Source organism: Sphingomonas folli (genome assembly GCF_019429525.1).
Classification (GTDB): domain Bacteria; phylum Pseudomonadota; class Alphaproteobacteria; order Sphingomonadales; family Sphingomonadaceae; genus Sphingomonas; species Sphingomonas folii.
On sequence record NZ_JAHXZL010000005.1, the window covers coordinates 123410 to 144873 of the forward strand.

Annotated in this window: 22 protein-coding genes; 16 read left to right on the plus strand and 6 right to left on the minus strand. The window is 71.9% G+C overall.

All coding sequences use genetic code 11. From position 1 onward, the window contains the following. Nucleotides 1-16: 16 nt before the first annotated feature. From KZ813_RS09305 to KZ813_RS09325, 5 genes are all read left to right on the plus strand, one after another. Nucleotides 17-682, plus strand: coding sequence for a DUF969 domain-containing protein (locus tag KZ813_RS09305; protein WP_219754707.1), 666 nt, complete (start codon nucleotides 17-19; stop codon nucleotides 680-682). Then, a complete protein-coding gene (locus tag KZ813_RS09310) occupies nucleotides 679-1578 on the plus strand; it encodes a 5-oxoproline transporter, DUF979 family subunit (RefSeq protein WP_219754708.1) in 900 nt (299 codons plus the stop codon). Before KZ813_RS09305 ends, KZ813_RS09310 begins: the two co-directional genes overlap by 4 nt. Continuing rightward, nucleotides 1575-2570: a DUF2891 domain-containing protein gene (locus KZ813_RS09315; protein WP_219754709.1), complete on the plus strand. Its 996-nt coding sequence runs from the start codon at nucleotides 1575-1577 to the stop codon at nucleotides 2568-2570. The genes KZ813_RS09310 and KZ813_RS09315 overlap by 4 nt, the downstream gene beginning before the upstream one ends. A gap of 235 nt (nucleotides 2571-2805) precedes the next feature. After that, on the plus strand, nucleotides 2806-3429 hold the full coding sequence (locus tag KZ813_RS09320; RefSeq protein WP_219754710.1) for a YbhB/YbcL family Raf kinase inhibitor-like protein: 624 nt from the start codon (nucleotides 2806-2808) through the stop codon (nucleotides 3427-3429). A 5-nt stretch (nucleotides 3430-3434) separates the two neighbouring features. Beyond that, a complete protein-coding gene (locus KZ813_RS09325; RefSeq protein WP_219754711.1) occupies nucleotides 3435-3896 on the plus strand; it encodes a DUF3429 domain-containing protein in 462 nt (153 codons plus the stop codon). Between the two features lie 215 nt (nucleotides 3897-4111). Here the strand turns inward: KZ813_RS09325 and KZ813_RS09330 are convergent, their stop codons facing one another. Further along, on the minus strand, nucleotides 4112-5020 hold the full coding sequence (locus tag KZ813_RS09330; protein ID WP_219754712.1) for a VOC family protein: 909 nt from the start codon (nucleotides 5018-5020) through the stop codon (nucleotides 4112-4114). A gap of 280 nt (nucleotides 5021-5300) precedes the next feature. Here KZ813_RS09330 and KZ813_RS09335 point away from each other — a divergent pair, with 280 nt between their 5' ends. Genes KZ813_RS09335 through KZ813_RS09365 form a run of 7 tightly spaced genes read left to right on the plus strand, consistent with a single transcriptional unit; the run spans nucleotide 5301 to nucleotide 11816 of the window. Next, nucleotides 5301-6098 (plus strand): SGNH/GDSL hydrolase family protein, encoded by a 798-nt coding sequence (locus KZ813_RS09335; RefSeq protein WP_258046610.1) that lies wholly within the window; start codon nucleotides 5301-5303, stop codon nucleotides 6096-6098. Nucleotides 6099-6100: 2 nt separating this feature from the next. Next, nucleotides 6101-7732 (plus strand): alpha-L-fucosidase, encoded by a 1632-nt coding sequence (locus tag KZ813_RS09340; protein ID WP_219754714.1) that lies wholly within the window; start codon nucleotides 6101-6103, stop codon nucleotides 7730-7732. Next, on the plus strand, nucleotides 7729-8958 hold the full coding sequence (gene fucP, locus KZ813_RS09345; RefSeq protein WP_219754715.1) for an L-fucose:H+ symporter permease: 1230 nt from the start codon (nucleotides 7729-7731) through the stop codon (nucleotides 8956-8958). Before KZ813_RS09340 ends, fucP begins: the two co-directional genes overlap by 4 nt. Then, nucleotides 8955-9764, plus strand: coding sequence for an amidohydrolase family protein (locus tag KZ813_RS09350; protein WP_219754716.1), 810 nt, complete (start codon nucleotides 8955-8957; stop codon nucleotides 9762-9764). Before fucP ends, KZ813_RS09350 begins: the two co-directional genes overlap by 4 nt. Further along, nucleotides 9761-10744 (plus strand): aldo/keto reductase, encoded by a 984-nt coding sequence (locus KZ813_RS09355; protein WP_258046611.1) that lies wholly within the window; start codon nucleotides 9761-9763, stop codon nucleotides 10742-10744. Before KZ813_RS09350 ends, KZ813_RS09355 begins: the two co-directional genes overlap by 4 nt. Then, entirely contained in the window at nucleotides 10741-11469 is a 729-nt protein-coding gene (locus KZ813_RS09360) for an SDR family oxidoreductase (protein ID WP_219754717.1), read from the plus strand. The genes KZ813_RS09355 and KZ813_RS09360 overlap by 4 nt, the downstream gene beginning before the upstream one ends. After that, entirely contained in the window at nucleotides 11457-11816 is a 360-nt protein-coding gene (locus KZ813_RS09365; protein ID WP_373369267.1) for an L-rhamnose mutarotase, read from the plus strand. The genes KZ813_RS09360 and KZ813_RS09365 overlap by 13 nt, the downstream gene beginning before the upstream one ends. 106 nt (nucleotides 11817-11922) lie before the next feature. On the opposite strand, the gene KZ813_RS09370 is transcribed toward KZ813_RS09365, so the two are convergent. Continuing rightward, nucleotides 11923-12783 (minus strand): beta-keto acid cleavage family enzyme, encoded by an 861-nt coding sequence (locus KZ813_RS09370; RefSeq protein ID WP_219754718.1) that lies wholly within the window; start codon nucleotides 12781-12783, stop codon nucleotides 11923-11925. A 257-nt stretch (nucleotides 12784-13040) separates the two neighbouring features. Between KZ813_RS09370 and KZ813_RS09375 the strand changes: the two genes are divergently transcribed. The 3 genes from KZ813_RS09375 to KZ813_RS09385 all read left to right on the plus strand — a co-directional run bounded on the left by KZ813_RS09375 (nucleotide 13041) and on the right by KZ813_RS09385 (nucleotide 17904). Continuing rightward, nucleotides 13041-15374 carry a glycoside hydrolase family 31 protein gene (locus tag KZ813_RS09375; protein ID WP_219754719.1) on the plus strand — a complete coding sequence of 778 codons (2334 nt, stop codon included), beginning with the start codon at nucleotides 13041-13043 and terminating at the stop codon, nucleotides 15372-15374. Nucleotides 15375-15597: 223 nt separating this feature from the next. Then, on the plus strand, nucleotides 15598-16386 hold the full coding sequence (locus KZ813_RS09380) for an IclR family transcriptional regulator (RefSeq protein WP_219754720.1): 789 nt from the start codon (nucleotides 15598-15600) through the stop codon (nucleotides 16384-16386). Between the two features lie 243 nt (nucleotides 16387-16629). Continuing rightward, nucleotides 16630-17904 carry an L-fuconate dehydratase gene (locus tag KZ813_RS09385; RefSeq protein WP_219754721.1) on the plus strand — a complete coding sequence of 425 codons (1275 nt, stop codon included), beginning with the start codon at nucleotides 16630-16632 and terminating at the stop codon, nucleotides 17902-17904. Between the two features lie 124 nt (nucleotides 17905-18028). Here KZ813_RS09385 and KZ813_RS09390 read toward each other — a convergent pair whose 3' ends face one another. From KZ813_RS09390 to phhA, 4 genes are all read right to left on the minus strand, one after another. Next, complete coding sequence (locus tag KZ813_RS09390; RefSeq protein WP_219754722.1) at nucleotides 18029-18730, minus strand: NAD-dependent deacylase; 702 nt, start codon at nucleotides 18728-18730, stop codon at nucleotides 18029-18031. A gap of 57 nt (nucleotides 18731-18787) precedes the next feature. After that, entirely contained in the window at nucleotides 18788-18997 is a 210-nt protein-coding gene (locus KZ813_RS09395) for a hypothetical protein (RefSeq protein ID WP_219754723.1), read from the minus strand. A 101-nt stretch (nucleotides 18998-19098) separates the two neighbouring features. Next, on the minus strand, nucleotides 19099-19653 hold the full coding sequence (locus tag KZ813_RS09400; protein ID WP_219754724.1) for an FxDxF family PEP-CTERM protein: 555 nt from the start codon (nucleotides 19651-19653) through the stop codon (nucleotides 19099-19101). Between the two features lie 248 nt (nucleotides 19654-19901). Continuing rightward, nucleotides 19902-20762 carry a phenylalanine 4-monooxygenase gene (gene phhA, locus KZ813_RS09405; protein WP_219754725.1) on the minus strand — a complete coding sequence of 287 codons (861 nt, stop codon included), beginning with the start codon at nucleotides 20760-20762 and terminating at the stop codon, nucleotides 19902-19904. Between the two features lie 23 nt (nucleotides 20763-20785). On the opposite strand from phhA, the gene KZ813_RS09410 reads away from it, so the two are divergent. After that, the gene (locus tag KZ813_RS09410) at nucleotides 20786-21439 is read left to right on the plus strand and encodes a TIGR02117 family protein (protein WP_308461844.1); all 654 of its coding nucleotides are present in this window, start codon (nucleotides 20786-20788) and stop codon (nucleotides 21437-21439) included. Nucleotides 21440-21464 lie beyond the last annotated feature (25 nt).

Sequence of the window (21464 nt, forward strand, 5' to 3'; positions counted from 1 at the left end):
CCCGGTCCCGCCGCTGATGCTCGTCCTCGCCGGTGTCGCGGTGATCGCGCTGGGCTTCCTGCTGCGCTTCAACCCGCTGCTGGTGATCGTCGTCGCCGCCGCGGTGACCGGGCTCGCCGCGGGGCTCGATCCGCTCACCGTGCTCGCCAAGTTCGGCCACGCCTTCAACCAGAGCCGCTACGTCACCGCGATCTACATCGTGCTCCCCGTCATCGGTCTGCTCGAGCGCGCCGGGCTGCAGGAACGCGCGCGCGGGCTCGTCGGTGGCCTGCGCGGGCTTACGGTCGGGCGGCTGCTCGCGGGCTATCTGCTGTTGCGCCAGCTCTCCGCCGCGCTCGGGCTCAACGCGGTGGCGGGGCCGGCGCAGACGGTCCGCCCGCTCGTCGCGCCCATGGCCGAGGCCGCCGCGGCGCGACAGAGCGGGGACGAGCGCGAGCAGGACGGCGAGCCGATCCGCGCGCTCGCCGCCGCGACCGACAATATCGGCCTGTTCTTCGGCGAGGACATCTTCATCGCGATCGGCTCGATCCTGCTGATGCGCGGCGTGCTCGAGGGCTATGGCGTGCGCGTCGAGCCGTTCCAACTCTCCGTCTGGGCGATCCCGACCGCGCTCGCCGCCTTCCTCGTCCACGGCGCGCGATTGTGGTGGCTGGACCGCCGGCTGAAGCGACGCGCGCGATGATCGGGCTCAACCTCGTCTACGCGGTCGCGGGACTGTTCTTCGCCGCCTGCGCCCTGCTCGGCGCGGTCGACCGGCGCTGGGCCAACGCTCTGTTCCACGCGCTGCTCGCGCTGTCGTTCGTCGCGGGCGACGTGATCGGTGACCTCGGCAACGGCGTGCTCGTCCTCGCGCTCGTCGCCACCGCCACCTCGGGGAAGATGCGGCGCGGCGAGCCCATCGCGGCGAGCGCGCCGCACGGCCCGCTGCTCGCGCTGGCGCTGGTGATCCCCGCCGCCGCGCTGGGCGGCACCCTGCTGTTCAAGCGCCTGCCGACTCTGGTGGATTCGCAGCAGGCGACGCTGGTGGCGCTGACGCTCGGCGTGCTGGTCGCGCTCGCGCTCGGCCACTGGCGGCTGCGCGCGCCGCCGCTCGCCGGGGTGCGCGCGGGGCGGCGGCTGCTCGACGAGATCGGCTGGGCCGCGATCATGCCGCAGCTGCTCGCCAGCCTGGGCGCGGTGTTCGCGCTCGCGGGCGTGGGGGACGTGGTCGGCGGGCTGGTCGGCGGCGCGATCCCGGCGGGCAGCGTGCTCGGCGCGGTGATCGCCTACGGCCTCGGCATGGCGCTGTTCACGATCGTGATGGGCAACGCCTTCGCGGCCTTCCCCGTGATGGCTTCGGCGGTCGGCATGCCGCTGCTGGTGCGGCAATACGGCGGCGACCCGGCGGCGGTGGCGGCGATCGGCATGCTGGCGGGCTTCTGCGGCACGCTGCTCACCCCCATGGCGGCGAACTTCAACATCGTCCCCGCCGCCTTGCTCGAGCTGCGCGACCGCTACGGCGTGATCCGCGCCCAGGCGCCGACCGCGCTGCCGCTGCTCCTCTTCAACGTGCTGCTGTTATGGTGGGTGATCCGATGACCAGGCTCGACCCCGCGCTCGCCGCGCGCTTCGCTCGCATCACGCTCGACCATGTCGGGCGCGCCTATCCGTACAAGCTCGACCATGTGCTCACCGGCGCGCACGACGCAGTGCCGCCCGCGACGCTCCACCCGATCTTCCACGGCAGCTTCGACTGGCACAGCTGCGTCCACGGCTGGTGGCAGCTGCTGACGATCCGCCGCCTGTTCCCCGCGCTGGCGGAGGCCGAGGCGATCCGCGCGCGCGCCGACGCGACGCTGGTGCCCGCCAAGGTCGCGGGTGAGCTCGCCTATCTCGACCGGCCGACGAGCGTCGGGTTCGAGCGACCCTATGGCTGGGCGTGGCTGCTCGCGCTCCACGGCGAGGCGACGCGCCACGCCGGGCCCTGGGGGGCCGCGCTGGAGCCGCTGGCACGCGCCTTCGCGGCACGCTTCGCCGCTTACCTGCCCAAGCTGACCTATGCGGTGCGCGTGGGCACGCATTTCAACACCAGCTTCGCGCTGGTGCTAGCGCGTGACTGGGCGCTCCGCCACGACCCCGCACTGGTCGAGCTGATCGACGCGCGCGCGCGCGGCTGGTTTGGCGAAGACCGGGGCTGCCAGGCGTGGGAGCCCTCGGGCGACGACTTCCTCTCCTCCGCGCTGTGCGAGGCGCTGCTGATGAGCCGCGTGCTCCCCGCGGCCGAGTTCGCGGCCTGGTTCGAGGCCTTCCTCCCCGACGTCGCGCACGGGGAGCCGGCGACCTTGTTCCGCCCCGCGCACGTCTCGGACCGAAGCGACGGCAAGATCGCGCACCTCGACGGGCTCAATCTCAGCCGCGCCTGGTGCTGGCGCCAGCTCGCCGCCGCGCTCGGCCCGCGCCATCCGGTGGCTGCGGCGATGCTCCACGTCGCCGAGGCGCACCTAGCCGCCAGCCTGCCGCACCTCGACGACGATTACATGGGCGGCCACTGGCTCGCCACCTTCGCGCTACTGGCGGTGCTGGCGGGCTGAGGTCCTACCCATCACGCTGGAGAGCCGGCGTGCTCCTGCGCGTGCAGGGGCCTGAGGTCTGATCCATCTCCATTGATCCGTGCTCCGGCGAACGCCGGAGCCCAGGGCCGCAGGGGTGACGCTCCTGGCTCTGGGCTCCTCCGTCCGCAGGAGCCTCGACCGCGCGTCAGCCGAGCCGTCCCCCGCAACCAGCCGGCGCGCCGGCGGTTCAGTCCGCATCACTGGAGGAGGCGCTATGCTCGAACATGTTCCCCACTGGCTCGGCAGCCTGCTGCACAACGTCCGCGCGGGCCATGCCAAGCTGGTGATCGTGCAGGACGGGATCGTGCCCGCGGGCGGCGCGCAGCTGACGCTCTCCAGCCCTGCCTTCGCCGACGGCGCCCGGCTGCCCGAGCGCTTCACCGCCGACGGCGAGGGCGTGTCGCCGCCGCTCAGCTGGACCGGCGTGCCCGCCGGCGCGGTCGCGCTCGCGCTCCTGGTCGAGGATCCCGACGCGCCCGCGCCCAACCCGCTGGTTCACGCGGTGGTGTGGAACCTGCCGCCCGACTCGCCGGGGCTCGAGGAGGGCGCGGTCGCGGCCGACGGGCGCGGCGCGTTCGACGGCTCGGACGTCGGCCGCAACAGCTACCAGCAGGAGGGCTGGCTGCCGCCCGACCCGCCGACCGGCCACGGCAGCCACGACTATGTCTTCCAGCTGTTCGCGTTGAGCGAGGCGGCCGCGCTCGACGTCAGCCCGGGGCGCAGCGCGGTGCTGGAGGCGCTGCGCGGCCGGGTGGTCGCGGCGGGCATGATGAGTGGCACCTACTCGCGCGGCGAGCCGGCCGAGATCGGGCCGGTCGGCGCGGCGCAGCCCGCCTGATCGCCTTGCGCGACCCGACGCCCCGGCCGCTCCCCGCCGCGCCGCGCTGGCTCGGCCTGTCGGGGCTGCTGCCGCCGGCAGGCTGCGTCGCGGTCGCGCTCGCACTGCCCGCGCTGCAGCCCACGGCGACTCTGGTCGGCGGCCTCTATGCCGCTGTGATCCTGTCGTTCCTCGGCGGGCTGTGGTGGATGGACTCGCTCGAGCGCCGAGTCACCGCCCTCGCGCCCTACGTGCTGGCGGTGGCGCCGAGCCTGGTCGCGTGGGCGGCGCTGCTGGCGTGGCTGCTCGGCGGCGCGCCGCCGGCTTCGTCGCTGCTCGCGCTCGGCGCCGCGGTGCTGATCTCGCCGCTCGCCGACCGTGCCACCTCGTCCACCGTGCGCGAGCTGCCCGGCTGGTGGGGCCTGCGGCTGACGCTCTCGGGCGGGCTCGGCACGCTGACGCTGCTCTTGGCGCTGCTCGCGCGGTGAGAGACCGCGCACGGGAGGTCCTCCTCTCGGGGGGGTGTTGCGGCGCCCTTTTCTGTGCTCCTGCGAAGGCACGGGCCCAGAGCCGCACGCACCGGGAGCGTCGTCCTGCTTGACCCTGGGTTCCGGCGTTCGCCGGAACACGGTCGCGTGACGTTCAGCTTGGCCGATCTCGCGACCATCCCCGCTTCCTAGGAAGGATGTAGCGCGGAGCCGGCTCACCCTTCCGGGTCGGGCGCGGTGAAGGGCGAGCAGCACGGCTCGGTCACCGCGTGATACTCCATCAGCTCCACCCGCGTGCCGTCGGGATCATAGAGGTTGGCCTGCCACTTGCCGTCCAGCCCCATCTGCGGGCCATCGTGGCGGCCGGTCATCTTCTTGCCGCGGTACAGCTCGGTCACCGCCGCCTGCATGTTGCGCACGCCGAGCGAGAGATGGTTGAGCACGCCCAGCTGTCGTGCGTCGAGCGACTCCTCGCTCACGCGCGATCCCTGGCCGACCATCATATATTCGAGCCAGTCGCGCCCGTCCGGCGTCTGCTGCGAGACCCAGTCGACCTTGGGCGGCTCGAACGAGCCGAACCAATAGGGGCGGAAGCCGAGCAGGGTGCGGTAGAAGCCGTCCTCCTTGGCGCGGTCGCGCACGGCGTGGCCGATATGGATGATCCGGCCGCTCACCGCGCCGGGTACCGCCGCGGCGCTGGCCCTCGACTCGACGAACTGCACCTCGTTGCCCTCCGCGTCGCGCGCGCCGAAGCGGCGCTCGCCCGCGCCCTGCGCGAGCGCGCCGACTCCCGCGGCGCCGTGCGCGATCAGCCAGGAGCGCAGCGCGGCGGCGTCGGGGGTGCGATAGGCGGCGTGCGCGAACAGGCTGGCGCCGAGATCCGCCGGCGCGGGCAACACCTCGACGAACTGGGTGCCGCTGACCTGGAAGCGCGCGCCCGCGGCGTTCTCGGGGTCCGCCACCTTCCGCGCGCCGAGCACGCCGACGTAGAAGCGCTCCGAGGCGGCGAGGTCGCGGCTGTACACCGCCAGGTGCGAGACACCCGTGATCGGCGGCCGCTCGGGCGCGTGCGCGCCGACCGAAACGAACGCCGCGACGATCATCGCCGCCCGCGCGTGACGCATGTGAGATCCTCCCCTGCCGCGCCGAATAATGGCGTCGGGACGGCAAGTTAGCCTTCGCACGCGTGCGTGTCACCGTCCGTGATCGCGGCCGTCGGGAGGAGCCCTGGGGCGTGCTCGACCGCCCTGATCGCCTTCTCTCCCCGTCTCCTCTCGACGGCATACCACTTCACCAGTGAAAACTAGCTTCATGCCCGTTGCGCCTGCCCCGTCCCCCGTTGTAGCGTCGCGTCAGGAACGCTGCCCAACCGATCGGCGGCGCCTGCCGAGGGGAGAGGAAGCGTTGCGCGCATCGATCAGCTGGGTGGCCGCCGCGGCGCTGCTCGCCTCCGCCGCCGTCGCTCCGGCGCAGACCAAGATACAAGGCGATCCCTATGCCGACGATCCCTCGGGCATCGTCGCCGACCCCTGCCCCGCGCATCCCAGGCCGGCGGACAAAGCGGCGGGGACGATGGCCAATCTCCACATGCTCACGCGCGACCACGGGCAGCTGTGCCGCTACGCCGCGGCCAACCGCGCGCTGCCCGAGCGGCCGCGCGTCGTCTTCATGGGCGACTCCATCACCGACAATTGGATCAATCTCGCGCCCGATTTCTGGCGCGACGGCCGGGTCGACCGCGGCATCAGCGGCCAGACGACGTCGCAGATGCTGCTGCGCTTCCGCCAGGACGTGATCGACCTCCACCCCCGCGCGGTCCACATCATGGCGGGCACCAACGACGTCGCGGGCAACACCGGCGCGACCGCGATCGAGACGGTCGAGGGCAATATCCAGAGCATGGCCGAGCTGGCGCGCGCCAACGGGATCAAGGTGATCCTGGCCTCGGTCCCGCCCGCCGCGGCCTTCCCGTGGAGCCCCGACAAGCGCCCGGCGCCGCAGATCGCGGCCCTCAACGCCTGGCTCAAGGCCTACGCGCGGCGCAGCGGCGCGACCTGGGTGGACTATCACCCGGTGCTCGCCACGCCGGACGGCGCGATGCGCGAGGGGCTGGCGAGCGACGGCGTCCACCCGACCGCGGCGGGCTATGCCGCGATGGCGCCGGTCGCGCTCGACTCGATCCGACGCGCGCTCGGGCGCTGAGCGTGGCCGCGATCGAGCGACGCGCCTTCCTCGCCGGCTCGGCCGCGGTGCTCGCCGCGCGGGCCGGCCTCGCCGCCAGCCCGACCGGCACGGTGCGCGGGCCGGTCCAGCCGACGTGGGAGTCGCTGCGCTCGCACTATCGCGTGCCCGAGTGGTTCCGCGACGCCAAGCTGGGGCTGTGGTCGCATTGGGGGCCACAGGCGGTACCCGAGCAGGGCGACTGGTACGGCCGCTTCCTCTACATGCAGGGGCATCCGGTCTACGAGCATCACCTGCGTACCTACGGCCATCCGACCAGGTTCGGGATGAAGGACATCCAGGAGCTGTGGAAGGCGGAGCGCTGGGACCCGCAGGCGCTGGTCGACCGCTACAAGCGCGTCGGCGCGAGATATTTCATGGCGCTCGCCTGCCACCACGACAATCTCGACTGCTACGACAGCCGCTATCACGCCTGGAACTCGCTGCGCGTCGGCCCCAAGCGGGACGTGGTCGGCACCTGGGAACGCGCGGCGCGGCGGGCGGGGCTCAAGTTCGGCGTGTCGAACCATGCCGCGCACGCCTGGCACTGGTACCAGACCGCCTACGCCTATGACCCGGAGGGACCGCGCGCGGGCGAGCGTTACGACGCCTATGGTCTGACCCGCGCCGACGGCCGAGGCACCTGGTGGGACGGGCTCGACCCGCAGCAGCTCTACACCGGCCGCCACATCGTCGCACCGGACGGCATTCGCAGCGCCGCGGCGATGGGCAAGTGGCACGAGGCGCATGACGGCCAGTGGATCGAGACGCCGCCGCCGGCCGACCCGCGCTACGCCGCCCGGTGGCTGCTGCGCCAGGCCGACCTGATGGCCAAGTACAAGCCCGACCTCTGCTACATGGACGACACGGGCCTTCCCTTCGGCGCGATCGGACTGGAGGCGGCGGCGGACTATTACAACCGCGCGATCCAGTGGCACGGCGCGCCCGAGGTGGTGCTCACCGGCAAGAAGCTGGCGCCGCACGAGCTCGGGGGGATCGTCGAGGACGTCGAACGCGGCTTCAGCGACCGGCTGCGCGCCGAGCCGTGGCAGACCGACACCTGTATCGGCGACTGGTTCTACAATGTCGCCAGGCTCAACGACCGCAGCTACAAGACCGCGGAGGACGTGGTGCAACGGCTCGCCGACGTCGTCTCGAAGAACGGCAACCTGCTGCTCTCGATCCCCCAGCCGGGTCATGGCGCGCTCGACGCCGAGGAGGAGCGGATCCTGGACGCGATGGAACGCTGGATGGCGATCAACGGCGAGGCGATCTTCGCCTCGCGCCCGTGGCATGTCTACGGCGAGGGGCCGACGAAGGTCGCCGCCGGCGCGCAGAACGAGGAGGCGGCCAAGCCCTTCACCGCCGAGGACGTGCGCTTCACCACGCGTGGCGGCGCGCTCTACGCCTTGTTCCTGAGACCGCCCGCCGGCACCGCGCGCGTCGCCGCGTTGGCCGCGCGACCCGATGCGCCGGTGGTCGAGCGCGTGACGCTGCTCGGCGGCGGCACGGTGGCGCACCGCCAGACGTCGCGCGGGCTGGAGCTCGACCTGGGCGGGCGCGCGCCGGGCGGGTTCGTCCCCGTGGCGCGGATCGACGGGCACGGGCTGGCATGAGCGGCGCGTCGATACGGCGGCTGCCGCTGGTCCTGGTCGTCGCGCTCTTCTTCCTGTGGGGCGTGGCCAACAACCTCAACGACGTGCTGATCGCGCACTTCAAGAAATTGTTCGTGCTCAGCGACCTCGGCGCGGGGCTGGTGCAGTCGGCCTTCTATCTCGGCTATTTCTGCCTCGCCATCCCGGCGGCGCTGACGATGCGGCGGTTCGGCTATCGTGCCGCGGTGCTGCTCGGGCTGCTGCTGTACGGCGCGGGCGCGCTGATGTTCTGGCCCGCCGCGGCGTGGCAGAGTTACCCGGCCTTCCTGCTCGCGCTGTTCGTGATCGCGAGCGGGCTCGGCTTCCTCGAGACCTCGGCCAATCCGCTGATGGCGAAGCTGGGCAGCGAGGAGAGCGCGGCACGCCGGCTCAACCTGGCGCAGGCGTTCAACCCGCTCGGCTCGATCACCGGCGTGCTGATCGGCAGCCACTTCATCCTCTCGGGCCAGTCGGGGCCGGTCACCACCGACGCCGCCCGCGCGGCCGAGGCGGCGGCGGTGCAACTGCCCTATCTGGTGATCGGGCTGGGCGTGCTGGCCTGGGCGGCGCTGATCCGGCTGACCCCCTTCCCGCCGGTGGCGACCGAGCGCGACGTCGAGGAGGGCGTCGGCGCCGCGGGCGATTTCGCCGCGGTGGTGCGATCGGCGCGGGTGCGCGGCGGCGTGGCGGCGCAGTTCTTCTACGTCGGCGCGCAGGTCGGCATCTGGAGCTTCCTGATCCGCTACAGCGAGGTGGCGGTGCCCGGCACGAGCGAGCGCACCGCGGCCAATTACCTGACGCTGTCGCTGGTGCTGTTCATGGCGGGGCGGTTCGCGGGCACCGCGCTGATGGCGCGGGTGACGCCGGCACGGCTGCTCGCCGCCTTCGCCGCGATCGCGGGCGCGCTGACGCTGGCGGCCGCGCTGCTCGGCGGCGGGATCGGCATCGTCGCGCTGGTGGCGACCAGCTTCTTCATGTCCATCATGTACCCGACGATCTTCGCCGAGGCGGTGCGTGACCTCGGCGCGCTGACCAAGTCCGCCGCGGCGCTGCTGGTGATGGCGATCGTGGGCGGCGCCGTCTTCCCGGCGCTGATGGGGCTGGTGTCGGATCGCAGCGGCTCGATCGTGCTGGCGATGGTCGTGCCCGCGGCCTGTTTCGCGGTGGTGCTGCTGTACGCGCTGTCGCTGCGACGGGGGCGCGCGTGATCGACTCGCACGTCCACCTCTGGCGCATCGGCGCGAACGGCCACAGCTGGCCGACGCCCGACCTTCCCGCGATCCACCGCGACTTCCTGCTCGACGACTGGCGCGCGCTGCCCGGCGCCGCGGCGGTCGACGGCGTGGTGCTGGTCCAGTCGCAGCCCGACGCGCGCGACACCGCATGGCTGCTGGAGGTCGCGGCGAGCGCGCCGCAGGTGCTCGCGGTCACCGGCTGGGCCGACGCGGACGCGCCCGACGCGGTCGCCACCGTCGAGCGGCTGGCGCGCGCGCCCAAGCTGCGCGCGCTGCGCCCGATGGTGCAGGACCTCGCCGCCGACTGGTACGACGATTCCGCGCGCGATCGGGTGTGGGACGCGATGGCGCGCGCCGGGCTGGTCCTGGAGGCGTTGGTGCGCCCGCGCCATCTGCCGAGCCTGGTGCGGCTCGCGACGCGCCACCCCGATCTCGCGATCGTGATCGACCACGGCGCCAAGCCGGTGCTCGACGATCTCGCTCCCTGGCGCGCCGACCTGGCCGCGCTCGCCGCGCTGCCGCGGGTGCGATGCAAGCTCTCCGGCCTGCTCACCGAGCGCCGCCCCGGCGACCCGCCCGAGGCGATCGCGCCCGCCGCCGCGGCGCTCGTCGCGCTGTTCGCGCCCGACCGCCTGATGTGGGGCAGCGACTGGCCCGTGCTCGCGCTCGCGGGCGACTATGCCGGCTGGCAGGCGCAGGCGCGCGCGCTGGTGCCGCCCGAGCATCACCGCGCGGTGTTCGACGCCACCGCGCGCGCCACTTATGGGATCATCGCATGACGCTGACGCTGCCGTCGCTCGGCATGGGCTGTGCCGGGATCGGGAACCTCTACCGCGAGGTCGACGAGGCCACCGCCGACGCCACGGTCGCGGCCGCGCTCGCCGCCGGGATCGGTTATTTCGACGTCGCGCCGCATTATGGCTTCGGGCTCGCGGAGGAACGGCTCGGCCGCGCCCTGGCGCGCCACGACGCCCGGGCGCGCGCGATCGTCTCGACCAAAGTCGGCCGGTTGCTGGTGCCGACCGACGATGATGCGCGCGAGCGCCACGGCTTCGTCGCCGCGCCGCCGCTCGAGCCCGTGTTCGACTATTCGCGCGACGCCGTTCTCCGCAGCCACGAGGCCAGCCTCGCGCGGCTGCGCCGCGACCGCGTCGCGCTGCTGCTCGCGCACGATCTCGGCGAGGTGACCCATGGCACCGACGCCGAGCACCATCTCCGTGCCTTCCTGGACGGCGGCTACCGCGCCCTGCGGGACCTGCGCGACGCCGGGGCGATCGACGCGATCGGCTTGGGCGTCAACGAGATCGCGGTGTGCGACCGGCTGCTCGACGAGGTCGAGCTCGACGTCATCCTGCTCGCCGGCCGCTACACGCTGCTGGAGCCCGACGCCGCCGCGGCGCTGCTCGACCGTTGCGCGCGGCTCGGCACGCGGGTGGTGATCGGCGGCCCGTACAACAGCGGGATCCTGGTCGAGGGAAGCGCCTCGCGGGGCCATTTCAACTATGCGCCCGCCCCCCCCGACGTGATCGCGCGCGTCGCCGCGCTGGAGCGGGCGTGCGCGCGCCACGGCGTGCCGCTGCCGGCCGCCGCGCTGCAGTTCCCGACGCGCGCGCCCGCGGTGGTGGGCGTGATCCCGGGCCTCGTCGGCGAAGCGCAGGTGGCGGACACGCTCCGCTACGCCCGCCACCATATCCCCGAGTCGCTGTGGGACGATTGTCGCGCCGCGCTCGACGACCATCGAACGGAGACCATCGAGTGAGCGACCGACTGGCGGGCAAGACCGCCTTCATCACCGCGGCGGGCCAGGGCATCGGCCGCGCCACCGCCGAGCTGTTCGCGCGCGAGGGCGCGCGCGTGATCGCCAGCGACATCGATCCCGCCAAGCTCGAGGGGCTCGACGCCGAGACCCTCGCGCTCGACGTGCGCGACGCCGCCGCGGTCGCCGCGCTGCCGGGGCGCACCGGGACGGTCGACGTGCTCGTCAACTGCGCCGGCTTCGTCCACAGCGGCACGATCCTCGACTGCGACGAGGCCGCCTGGGCCTTCTCGAACGAGCTCAACGTCACCGCCATGTACCGCACGGTGCGCGCCTTCCTGCCCGCGATGCTGGAGCGCGGCGGCGGCAGCATCGTCAACGTCGCATCGATCGCCAGCTCGATCAAGGGCATCCCCAATCGCTTCGCTTATGGCGCCACCAAGGCCGCGGTGATCGGCCTGACCAAGTCGATCGCGGCCGATTTCGTCGCGCGGGGCATCCGCTGCAACGCGATCTGCCCGGGCACCGTCGACTCGCCCTCGCTCCAGCAGCGGCTCCACGACACCGGCGACTATGCCAAGGCGCGCGCCGACTTCACCGCGCGCCAGCCGATGGGGCGGCTGGGGCGGCCCGAGGAGGTCGCGGCGCTGGCCCTTTACCTCGCGGGCGACGAGTCCGCATTCACCACCGGCCAGGCGCATATCGTCGACGGCGGGTGGATCAATTGACCCGGCGCCACGTCCTGCTGCTCGACCTGGTCGACGAGCCCGACAAGATCGCGCGCTACGAGGCGTGGCACGCCGCCGGCGCGGTGCCCAAGCCGGTGGTGGCGAGCATCCGCGCCGCCGGCATCGCGGCGATGCAGATCTTCCGCAGCGGCGACCGGCTGGTGATGGTGATGGACGTCACCGATGCGTTCGATCCAGCGACGAAGGCGCGCGCCGACGCCGCCGACCCCGACGTCGTCGCCTGGGAGACGCTGATGGACGGGTTCCAGCGACGCCTGCCCTGGGCGGCGGCGGGAGAGAAATGGGTGCCGGCCGCGCTGATCTTCGACCTGGCGGCGCAGGACTGATCCGGGCCGCGCGATCCATCGCGGCGCTCGCTCGTATCCGCCCGTGCTCTCGCGCACGCAGGGGCACTGAGCCACCGGCGTCCGCTGTGTGTCTACCTCCGCTACGTCACGCCCGACCGTACCGTCCGTTCCCGGGCGCCAGCCCGAGCAACTCGCGTATCTTGGCGGGCCGCATCGGCGCGCGTTCGGCGACCGCGGCGAGCCGGACCACGCGCTCGATCAGCTGGCGGTTGGTCGCGAGCGTGGCGCGCCCGCGGTCCAGCCAAATATTGTCCTCGAGCCCGACGCGGACGTGGCGTCCCAGCGCGACCGCGAGCGACACCGCGGGTGTCTGCGCCGCGCCGATCCCCGCCGCCGCCCAAATGATGTCCTCGGGCATCACCGCCTCGACCGCGCCCCACTCGGTCGCGCTCGCCTGCAGACCGGCGATATTGCCGAACAGCACGTTGCAGTAGAAGGGCGGCGTCAGCATCGCGCGCGAGCGCATATATCTGAGATAATTGATCATGCCGAGGTCGAAGACCTCCAGCTCGGGCATGATGCCGCGATCGTGCATCCGCCGCGCCAGAAACTGGATCGTCGACGGGCTGTTCACGCTGGCCTGCTGGACGAAGTTGAGCGACGACAGGGTCAGCGAGCCCATGTCAGGCTTCAGCTCGCCGTCGAGCCGCAGCGGCGCGGCGCGCACCTCCGGGTCGCTGACGTTGCGACCGCTCAGCGACACGCAGACGACCAGCTCCGGCGCGTCGCGGCGAATGCCCTCGATGATCGCCGCGAAGGTGTCGGGATCGACCTCGGGCGCCCCGGTGAGCGCGTCGCGCGCGTGCAGGTGCGCGATGCCGGCGCCGAGGTCGTGCGCGGCGAGCACGTCATCGACGATCTCGCTGACCGTGATGGGCACATGCGGCGTGTGCTCCTTGGTCGGCACCATGCCGGTGGGAGCGAAGTTGATGATCAGATCGTCCATGCTGCTGCGCCCTCGCTCTGCTGTGGGGCGCGTCACCCTGGCCGGTCGCGACGGCGATGACGCGCCTCCGTCCCATTGTAGGAAGCGGCGGCGTGGAAGCGGGGCGGCACGGGCGATCTGAAGGCGAGCGGCGACGGCGGACCGCGCCGCGACCTCTCCGCACGCACGGCGCTCATCGCGGGATCATGGTACCGCTACCGAACCCCCTTGTGAAAGAACGTTCACAGCGGCAGAAGCTATCCGACTAATCGGAGGGGATGACGATGAACGGCAGGACCGCGCGCTGGGCGCGAACGCTACCGCTCGGGCTGCTCGCGCTCGGCACGCAGGCGGCGGCCGAGCCGGTCGCGACGGTGGACCGCAACGGCAGCCTCGTCGCGGTCGAGCCCTATGCCCCCAACATCGTACGGGTCACCATCGCGACCGAGCGGGACCAGGCCGACGGCAGGCCCGGCTATGGCATCAGCGCCGCCGCAGACGCGGCGGGCTGGTCGCACGGCACCACCCAGGCGGGCGACGTCTTCACCTCGAGCGCGCTGACCGTCACCGTCAAGGCGCAGCCCTGGCCCGGCGCGCCCACGCAGATGGCGCGCTATTTCGCGCCCGCGCTGCCGCCGGTCTCGGTCGCGATCGCCACCCCGGACGGGCGCACGATCACCATGGGCGGCTGGTCGATGGCCCCGCACACGGTCTCCGGCGAGAAGACCTTCCTCGTCGGCGCCAATTTCGACGCCGACGCCGACGAGCATTTCTACGGCCTCGGGCAGAACCAGGAGGGCATCCTCGACCTGCGCGGGCGAACGATCGACTGCAGCCACTGGTATGACGCGCCCGCGGGCGAGCAGGTCTGCGTCCCCGTCCTCGTCTCCAGCCACAATTACGCGATCGTCTGGGACAATCCCTCGGCCACCAGCGTCTCGCCCGGGATCCACGGCCAGACGCGCTTCCAGAGCAAGGTAGGTGACCGGGTCAGCTTCTTCGTCATCACCGGCAGCTCGAGCGACGAGCTGTACGCCGGTTATGCCAAGCTCACCGGCAAGACCCCGCTGCCGCCCAAGGCGGCGTTCGGGCTGATCCAGTCCAAGGCGCGCTACGAGAGCCAGCAGGAGCTGATGGCGGTGGCGGACGGCTATCGCAGCCGCGGCTATCCGCTCGACGTGATGGTGCTCGACTGGTTCCACTGGACGCGCATGGGCCAGCTCGACATCGACCGGAACTTCTTCCCCGATCCCGCCGGCATGAACCGCGAGCTGCACCAGCGCGGGCTGCACTCGATCATCTCGGTCTGGCCGCGTTTCGAGAAGGAGAGCCGCTACTTCAACGAGCTGGACGCCAAGGGCTGGTTCCTCAGGGACGCCGACGGCAAGACGGTGGACGGCCTGCCGGTGCGCTCCGACCGCGCCGGCGCGCTGATCGATTCGACCAACCCGGCGGCGCGCGGCTGGTTCTGGGGCAAGGTGCGCGACAATATCCTGAGCCAGGGGTTCGACTATCTGTGGCTCGACGAGACCGAGCCCGACCTCGTGCCCGACGGCTATTTCTACTCGATCGGCTCGGGCGATCGCTACCACAACGTCTTCCCGCTGCTGCACACCGCCGGCGCGGCCGAGGGCTCGCGCCGCGATCGCCCCGACTTCCGCAACATGATCCTGTGCCGCGCGGCCTATCTCGGCACCCAGGCGAACGGCTGCCTGTTCTGGTCATCGGACATCCAGTCGACCTGGGAGGCGCTGCGCCGCCAGGTGCCGACCGGGCTCAACATGACCGCCTCGGGTATCGCTCTATGGTCGAGCGACACCGGCGGCTGGCAATATCCCGGCAGCAGCAAGCCGGCGCACGCGCCGCTGCTCAGCCCGGCGGGCGCCACCGCGATGGGCGCGAACTACCCGGACTATCCCGAGCTGTTCGTGCGCTGGTTCCAGTACAACAGCTTCACGCCGACGCTGCGCATCCACGGCCAGCGCCCCGCCACGGCGATCTGGGACTATGGCGCGGCGGCGGAGCCGATCCTGGCGAGCTGGTCGCGGCTGCGCTACTCGCTGCTGCCGTATATCTACCCGCTGGCGCGGACCACCTACGAGACCGGCGCGCCGTTCATGCGCGCGCTGTGGATGGACTTCGCGAGCGACCCGCAGGTGGCGACGGTGGGCGACGAATATATGTTCGGCCCGGCCTTCCTGGTGGCGCCCGTGACCGAGCAGGGCGCGACCAGCCGTCGCGTCTACCTGCCCGCGGGCAGCGACTGGTACGACTGGTGGACCAACCAGAAGCATGCCGGCGGCCAGTGGATCGACGCCGCCGCGCCGATCGAGCGCATGCCGCTGTTCGTCCGCGCGGGCTCGATCGTTCCCATCGGCGCGCCGGTGGCGAACACGTCGGAGAAGCAGGCGCTCGCCGAGATCCGCGTCTTCCCCGGGCGTGACGCGACCGCGCGGCTGTACGACGACGACGGCACCACCGAGGCGTATAAGAAGAGCGGCGGCCGCAGCGCGACCCTCCGCTGGGACGAGGCGTCGGGGCGGCTCACCGCCACGGGCGCGCTGCCGACCGGCCAGTCGGCCGCGGCGCTGGTGAAAGTGGTGGGGCGGTAGCGCTGCCGAGCCGATCCTCCCCGACAAGGGGAGGTAGCCGGCCGCGGGCCCGGCAATCGGGGTCGCGATCGGTGAGGCTCTCCCCGCTCTCCGAGGGGTGACACGGCTTGCCCCCCCCTCCCTCTGCGACGCGGATCTGCCAGCCCCCTTGACCGCGCGCCCCCTCCCCCGCCTACACAGCGAGAGACAGACGCGCCGCGGCGCGCCACGGGAGGGGACGCAGATGACCGAGGACAGCGCGGGCGAGGAGGAGCGTCGCTATCGCGCGCCCGCGCTGGAGAAGGGGCTCGACATCCTCGAGCTACTGGCCGCCGCGCCCACGCCGCTCACCTTCACCGCGATCGTCAATCGGCTCGGCCGCAGCCACGGCGAGCTGTTCCGCATGGTGCAGGTGCTGCAGTTCCGCGGCTATCTCGACCAGGACCCGGCCGACGACGGCTATTTCCTCACCGACCGGCTGTTCTCGCTCGGCATGAAGCAGCCGCGCACGCGGAGCCTCGTCGAGGTGGCGCTGCCGGTGATGCGGCAGCTCGCGCTCGACATCCAGCAATCGTGCCACCTCGCGCTCCACACCTTGGGCGAGATGGTGGTGGTGGCACGGATGGAGTCGAGCGAGCAGCTCGGCTTCTCGGTGCGCGTCGGCTATCGCAAGCCGCTCGCGCAAGTGGCGTCGGGCGCGGTGCTCTACGCCTTCCAGCCCGAGGACGTGCGGCGCCGCTGGGAGGCGCTGCTCGATCCGCCGCTCACGCCCGACGAACTCGCCGCCTTCCGCGCGCATGCCGAGGCGGTGCGCCAGCGGCGCGTCGAGCTGACGCCCAGTCCGTTCGTGACCGGCGTGACCGACATCTCCGCCCCGGTGATGCGCGGCGGCGCCGCCGCGGCCGCGCTGACCGTGCCGTTCCTGAAGAAGATCGGCGCCGACCTGATGCCGCGCGCGGCGGCGAGGTCGGTGCGCGCGGCGGCGGACGCGATCTCCGCGCAGCTCGTCGAGGCGGACAACCGGCTGTATTGAGGGGCGGGTATCTTCACCCTTCGATCAGCGTCACCCTGACCTCGTTTCAGGATTCACGTCGCGGCAAGCACCTGAGACAAGCTCAGGATGACGCCGGCAGGTGAGATGCGGCGATGAGGGCCGCTGCGCCCCCGTTGTGCGCATCCCTGAAAGTTGTTAGCACCCGCAAACATTCGGGGGAGGCGACATCATCTTGGGCTATCATCACGCGACCGCGGACGTGCCTGCGCCGGGGGCGGCGGCATGACCGTGATCACCGGCCTGCGGGTGCTCGACCTGCGCTTCCCCACCTCGGCCTCGCTCGACGGCTCGGACGCGATGAACCCCGACCCGGACTATTCGGCGGCCTATTGCATCCTCGAGACCGATGCGCCCGGGCTCGCCGGCCACGGCCTCACCTTCACGATCGGGCGCGGCAACGACCTGTGCTGCGCCGCGATCGAGGCGCTGCGCCCGCTGGTGGTGGGGCTCGACCTCGCGACGGTGCGCGCCGATGGCGCCGCGTTCTGGCGCCGCGTCACCGGCGACAGCCAGCTGCGCTGGGTCGGCCCCGACAAAGGCGTGATCCATCTCGCCACGGGTGCGGTGGTGAACGCGGTGTGGGACTTGATCGCCAAGGAGGCGGGCAAGCCGCTGTGGCGGCTGGTCGCGGAGATGACCCCTGCCGAGCTGGTGCGCCAGATCCCCTTCACCTATCTCACCGACTATATCACCGAGGAGGAGGCGCTGGCGCTGCTCACCGCGCGCGCCGCGGGCAAGGAGGAGCGGATCGCCGAGCTCGAGCGCTCGGGCTATCCCTGCTACACCACCTCGGCGGGCTGGCTCGGCTATTCGGACGAGAAGCTGGAGCGACTGTGCCGCGAGGCGATCGCGGAGGGCTTCCGCCACGTCAAGTTGAAGGTCGGCGTCAGCCTCGACGACGACGTCCGGCGCGTCGGGATCGCGCGCCGCGCGATCGGCGACGAGGCGGTGCTGATGATCGACGCCAACCAGGTGTGGGAGGTCGGCCAGGCGATCGACCACGTCAACGCGCTCGCCTTCGCCCGGCCCTGGTTCATCGAGGAGCCGACCAGCCCCGACGACGTCGCCGGCCATGCCGCGATCCGCCGCGGCGTCGCGCCGGTGCAGGTCGCGACCGGCGAGATGTGCCAGAACCGGATCGTCTTCAAGCAGTTCATCGCCGAGGGCGCGATCGACGTGGTGCAGATCGACGCCTGCCGGCTGGGCGGGGTCAACGAGGTGCTCGCGGTGCTGCTGATGGCGGCCAAGGCCGAGCTGCCGGTCTGCCCGCACGCCGGCGGCGTGGGGCTATGCGAGTACGTCCAGCATCTCGCGATGATCGACTATCTCTGCTTCGCGGGCACCGCCGAGGGTCGCGTGGCCGAATATGTCGACCATCTCCACGAGCATTTCCTCGAGCCCTGCGTCGTGCGCGACGGCGCCTATCAGGCCCCGACCGCGCCGGGCTATTCGATCGAGATGCGGCCGGAGACGCTGGTCGACTATCGCCACGGCTGAGAGCCGGCGCGCGGCGAGCCGATCCGGCGCGGTGGGCGCTCGCCGGCAGCTCGCGTCCCGTCATGTGCTGGCGGAGCTTACCGCTACCCGCGTGGCGCCGCGCGGATCGGAGACCGGTCCGCGCTCACGCGGCCAGCAGCGAGTCGACCCAGGCCGGCACCAGCGCGCCGGCGGGCCCGAGCCGAGTCTCGTCGAACCACGCGCTGCCCGACGAGCGCTCGAGGTTGAGCTCGAGCGTCGCGGCGCCGGACGCCGCCGCGCCGCGGACGAAGCCGGCCGCGGGATAGACCGCGCCCGAGGTGCCGATCGAGACGAAGAGGTCGGCGCGCGCCAGCGCCGCCTCGATCCGCTCCATGGCGTAGGGCATCTCGCCGAAGAAAACGATGTCGGGGCGCAGCGCCGCCGCGCCGCAGGTGGGGCAGCGCGTCGCGGGCGGCAGCGGATCGCGCCACGGACGACGCGTACCGCAGGCGGCGCACAGCGCCGAGCGCAGCTCGCCGTGCATGTGGAGCAGCCGCCGCGCGCCGGCGCGCTCGTGCAGGTCGTCGACATTCTGGGTGACGATCAGCAGCTCGCCCGGCCAGGCGGCGTCCAGCCGCGCCAGCGCCTCATGCGCGGCATTGGGCGCGACGGTGTCGAGCGCGGCACGGCGCAGATCGTAGAAGCGGTGCACCAGCGCCGGGTCGCGCGCGAGCGCCTCGGGCGTGCAGACGTCCTCCACCCGCTGCCCTTCCCACAGCCCACCTGGACCGCGGAAGGTGGCGATGCCACTCTCGGCCGAGACCCCGGCGCCGGTGAGGATGACGATGCTGCCGCTGGCGCTCATGCCCGAGCTGATACCGGCGACGGCCCGTAGAGGCCAGCGCGGTGGCGAACGCGAGGATCAGTCGGGCATGACATAGGCCAGCGCCTCGCGCGCGATCCGCTCGACGCGGCGGACGGCGTAGCGCGCGTCGCCCAGCGCGACATAGCCGCCCGCCGTCGGGAGGCAGGCCTCGTCGCGCTCGCAGAGGAAGCGTTTCGGCTTGTCCTGGCAATAAGTGACTCGAGTCATCCCCGCGAGCGCCGGCGCGGGGGTCGATCGGCTCAGCATGGTGCGATGGTCCTGGTCGCCGGCGGAGGCACCGGCACGGGGTGGGGGCGCCGCGCGACGGCGCCGCCCCCGATACGCGTCGATGCGCGGCGAGCCGGTCCTCAGACCGCCTGGCTGAAGCGCACCGCCGTGCGGCGGCGACGCATCGCGTAGCCGACCACGCCGAAGCCCATGATCATCATCGCCCAGGTCGCCGGCTCGGGGACCGCCGAGTTGACCGGGGTGAAGGTCGCCTGGCCGCCATAGGCGCCGTTGCCGCGCGACACGCCGTTCACGACGAGGCGGTTGAGCTCGCCGGCGACGATCGGCACGTTGTTGATGAAGGCGACCTCGAACGCGCCGTTCGACATGCGCGTGATCGTCGCGGCGATGTCGTTGATCGTGACCGAGGTGAAGTCCAGATCGTTGACCGAGCCGAGATCGGTGACGCTCGTGGTCACCGTGCCGCTGCCCAGGCCGTTGGTCGGCAGCGTGAAGGTGAACGTGTCGGAGAAGGTGCCGGATGCGATACCGGTGTTGTTGAAGGCGCCGGAGAAGGTGCCACCCGCACCCGCCGTGGCGGTGAAATTGGGCGACCCGACCGGGAAGGTGGCGGCGGCGGCGGGGACGGCAGCACCGACCGCGGCGGCGACGGCGATAGCGACGACAGATCTCATACGAACTCCCTGACTGAACACGACCCCGCTGTGCGAAGCCGTCGGTCAGAATGCCCGAGACCGCCGATCGGCGTGATCACGTTCTTAACCGCGATTGCCCCAGGGCGAGGCAGTCAAAACAAGCCTTTATCAGATTCTACCGGGAACTTTCCCGAGACATCGGCGACGCCACTTTACCGCCGGACGATCGCTGACCGCGTGACCGACCGTGGCCGGTGCGACAGGGTAGTGCACCGGCCGGGCGGCGCTCACGCGCGCGCGTGCGTCTGGGTGCCGCGCGTGATCACCTCGTCCTCGGGCAGGATCGTCGCCACCGCCACGTCGGGCTGCGCCAGGATCTCGCCGTAGAGCGGCGCGAAATCGGTCTCCACCGTCGCGCGCAGCAGCGCGTCGAAGCTCGGGATCACGAAATAATTCTGCTGGAAGTCGTCGATGCGATAGTCGGTGCGCATCACGCGCTTCAGGTCGAAGGCGATGCGGTGGGGGCTGTCGCTCTCCAGCGCGAAGCGCGTCTCCGCGGCGGAGGAGACGATGCCCGAGCCGTAGATGCGCAACCCGTCACCCTCGTCGATCAATCCGAACTCGACCGTGTACCAGTAGAGCCGCCCCAGCTGCTTGAGCGCACCCAGCTCCAGCGCGCGCTGCCCGCCCCGGCCATAGGCCTCGAGATAGTCGGCGAACACCGGGTCGGCGAGCATCGGCACGTGGCCGAACACGTCGTGGAAGACGTCGGGTTCCTGGATATAGTCGAGCTGGTCGGGGCGGCGGATGAAATTGCCCGCGACGAAGCGGCGGTTGGCCATATGGTCGAAGAAGACGTCGTCGGGCACCAGCCCCGGCACCGCCACTACCTGCCAGCCGGTCAGCTTCATCAGTCGATCGGACAGTTCGGCGAAATCGGGGATGCCCGGCTTGGAGAGCCGCAGCACGTCGAGCCCGCGCAGATAGGCCTCGGACGCGCGGCCCGGCAGCAGCGCGCGCTGGCGCTGGAACAGCGTGTCCCAGGTGGCATGCTCCTCGGCAGTGTAATGCGACCAGTCCTGCGCGACGGTCCAGTCGGCCGCGGCGCCCGGTGGCAGGGAATCGAGCACGTGTGTTTCCTCGGTCATGCCAGACGGTATAGCATGGCCGCGTGGCCCGACTATCCGCCTCGCTCGGTCGCCTGCTCGCCGCATTGGCGCTGCTGCTGTTCGGCTACGCGGTGGCGGGCACGGTCGGCGGGCTGATCCCGCGCAATCCCGGCTGGCGCCCGCCGTCGCGCGGCGTCACGATCTGGGTGGAGGACAATGGCGTCCACACCGGACTGGTGCTCCCTAAACGCGCGGCCGGCGTGGACTGGACCGCGGACTTCCCGGCCGCCGACCTCGCCGACCCGCGCTACGCTGCCTACGACCATGTCGCGATCGGCTGGGGCGAGCGCGGCTTCTATCTGGGGACGCCGACCTGGTGGGATGTCCGCCCCGGGGTGCTGCTCGGCGCGGCATTCGGCAGCGACTCGACCTTGGTCCATGTCGAGCACGTCCCGCGCCCGCTGCTCGGCGACGACGTGCGCGCGATCGTGCTGCGGCCGGAGGAATACCGCCGCCTGGCGGAAGCGATCCGGGCGAGCCGTGCCCCTGGGCCGGCGGTGCGGGGTTACTATGATCACGACGTCTTCTACCCCGGTGCTGGGCGGTACGACGCGGTGACGACGTGCAATGCGTGGACCGGGAACACGCTGGCCAGCGCCGGCGTGCGCGTCGGGCAGTGGACGCCCTTTCCCACGGCTGTGATGCGGTGGTTCTGACCCAGTGGCTCGTCGCCGAACTCTC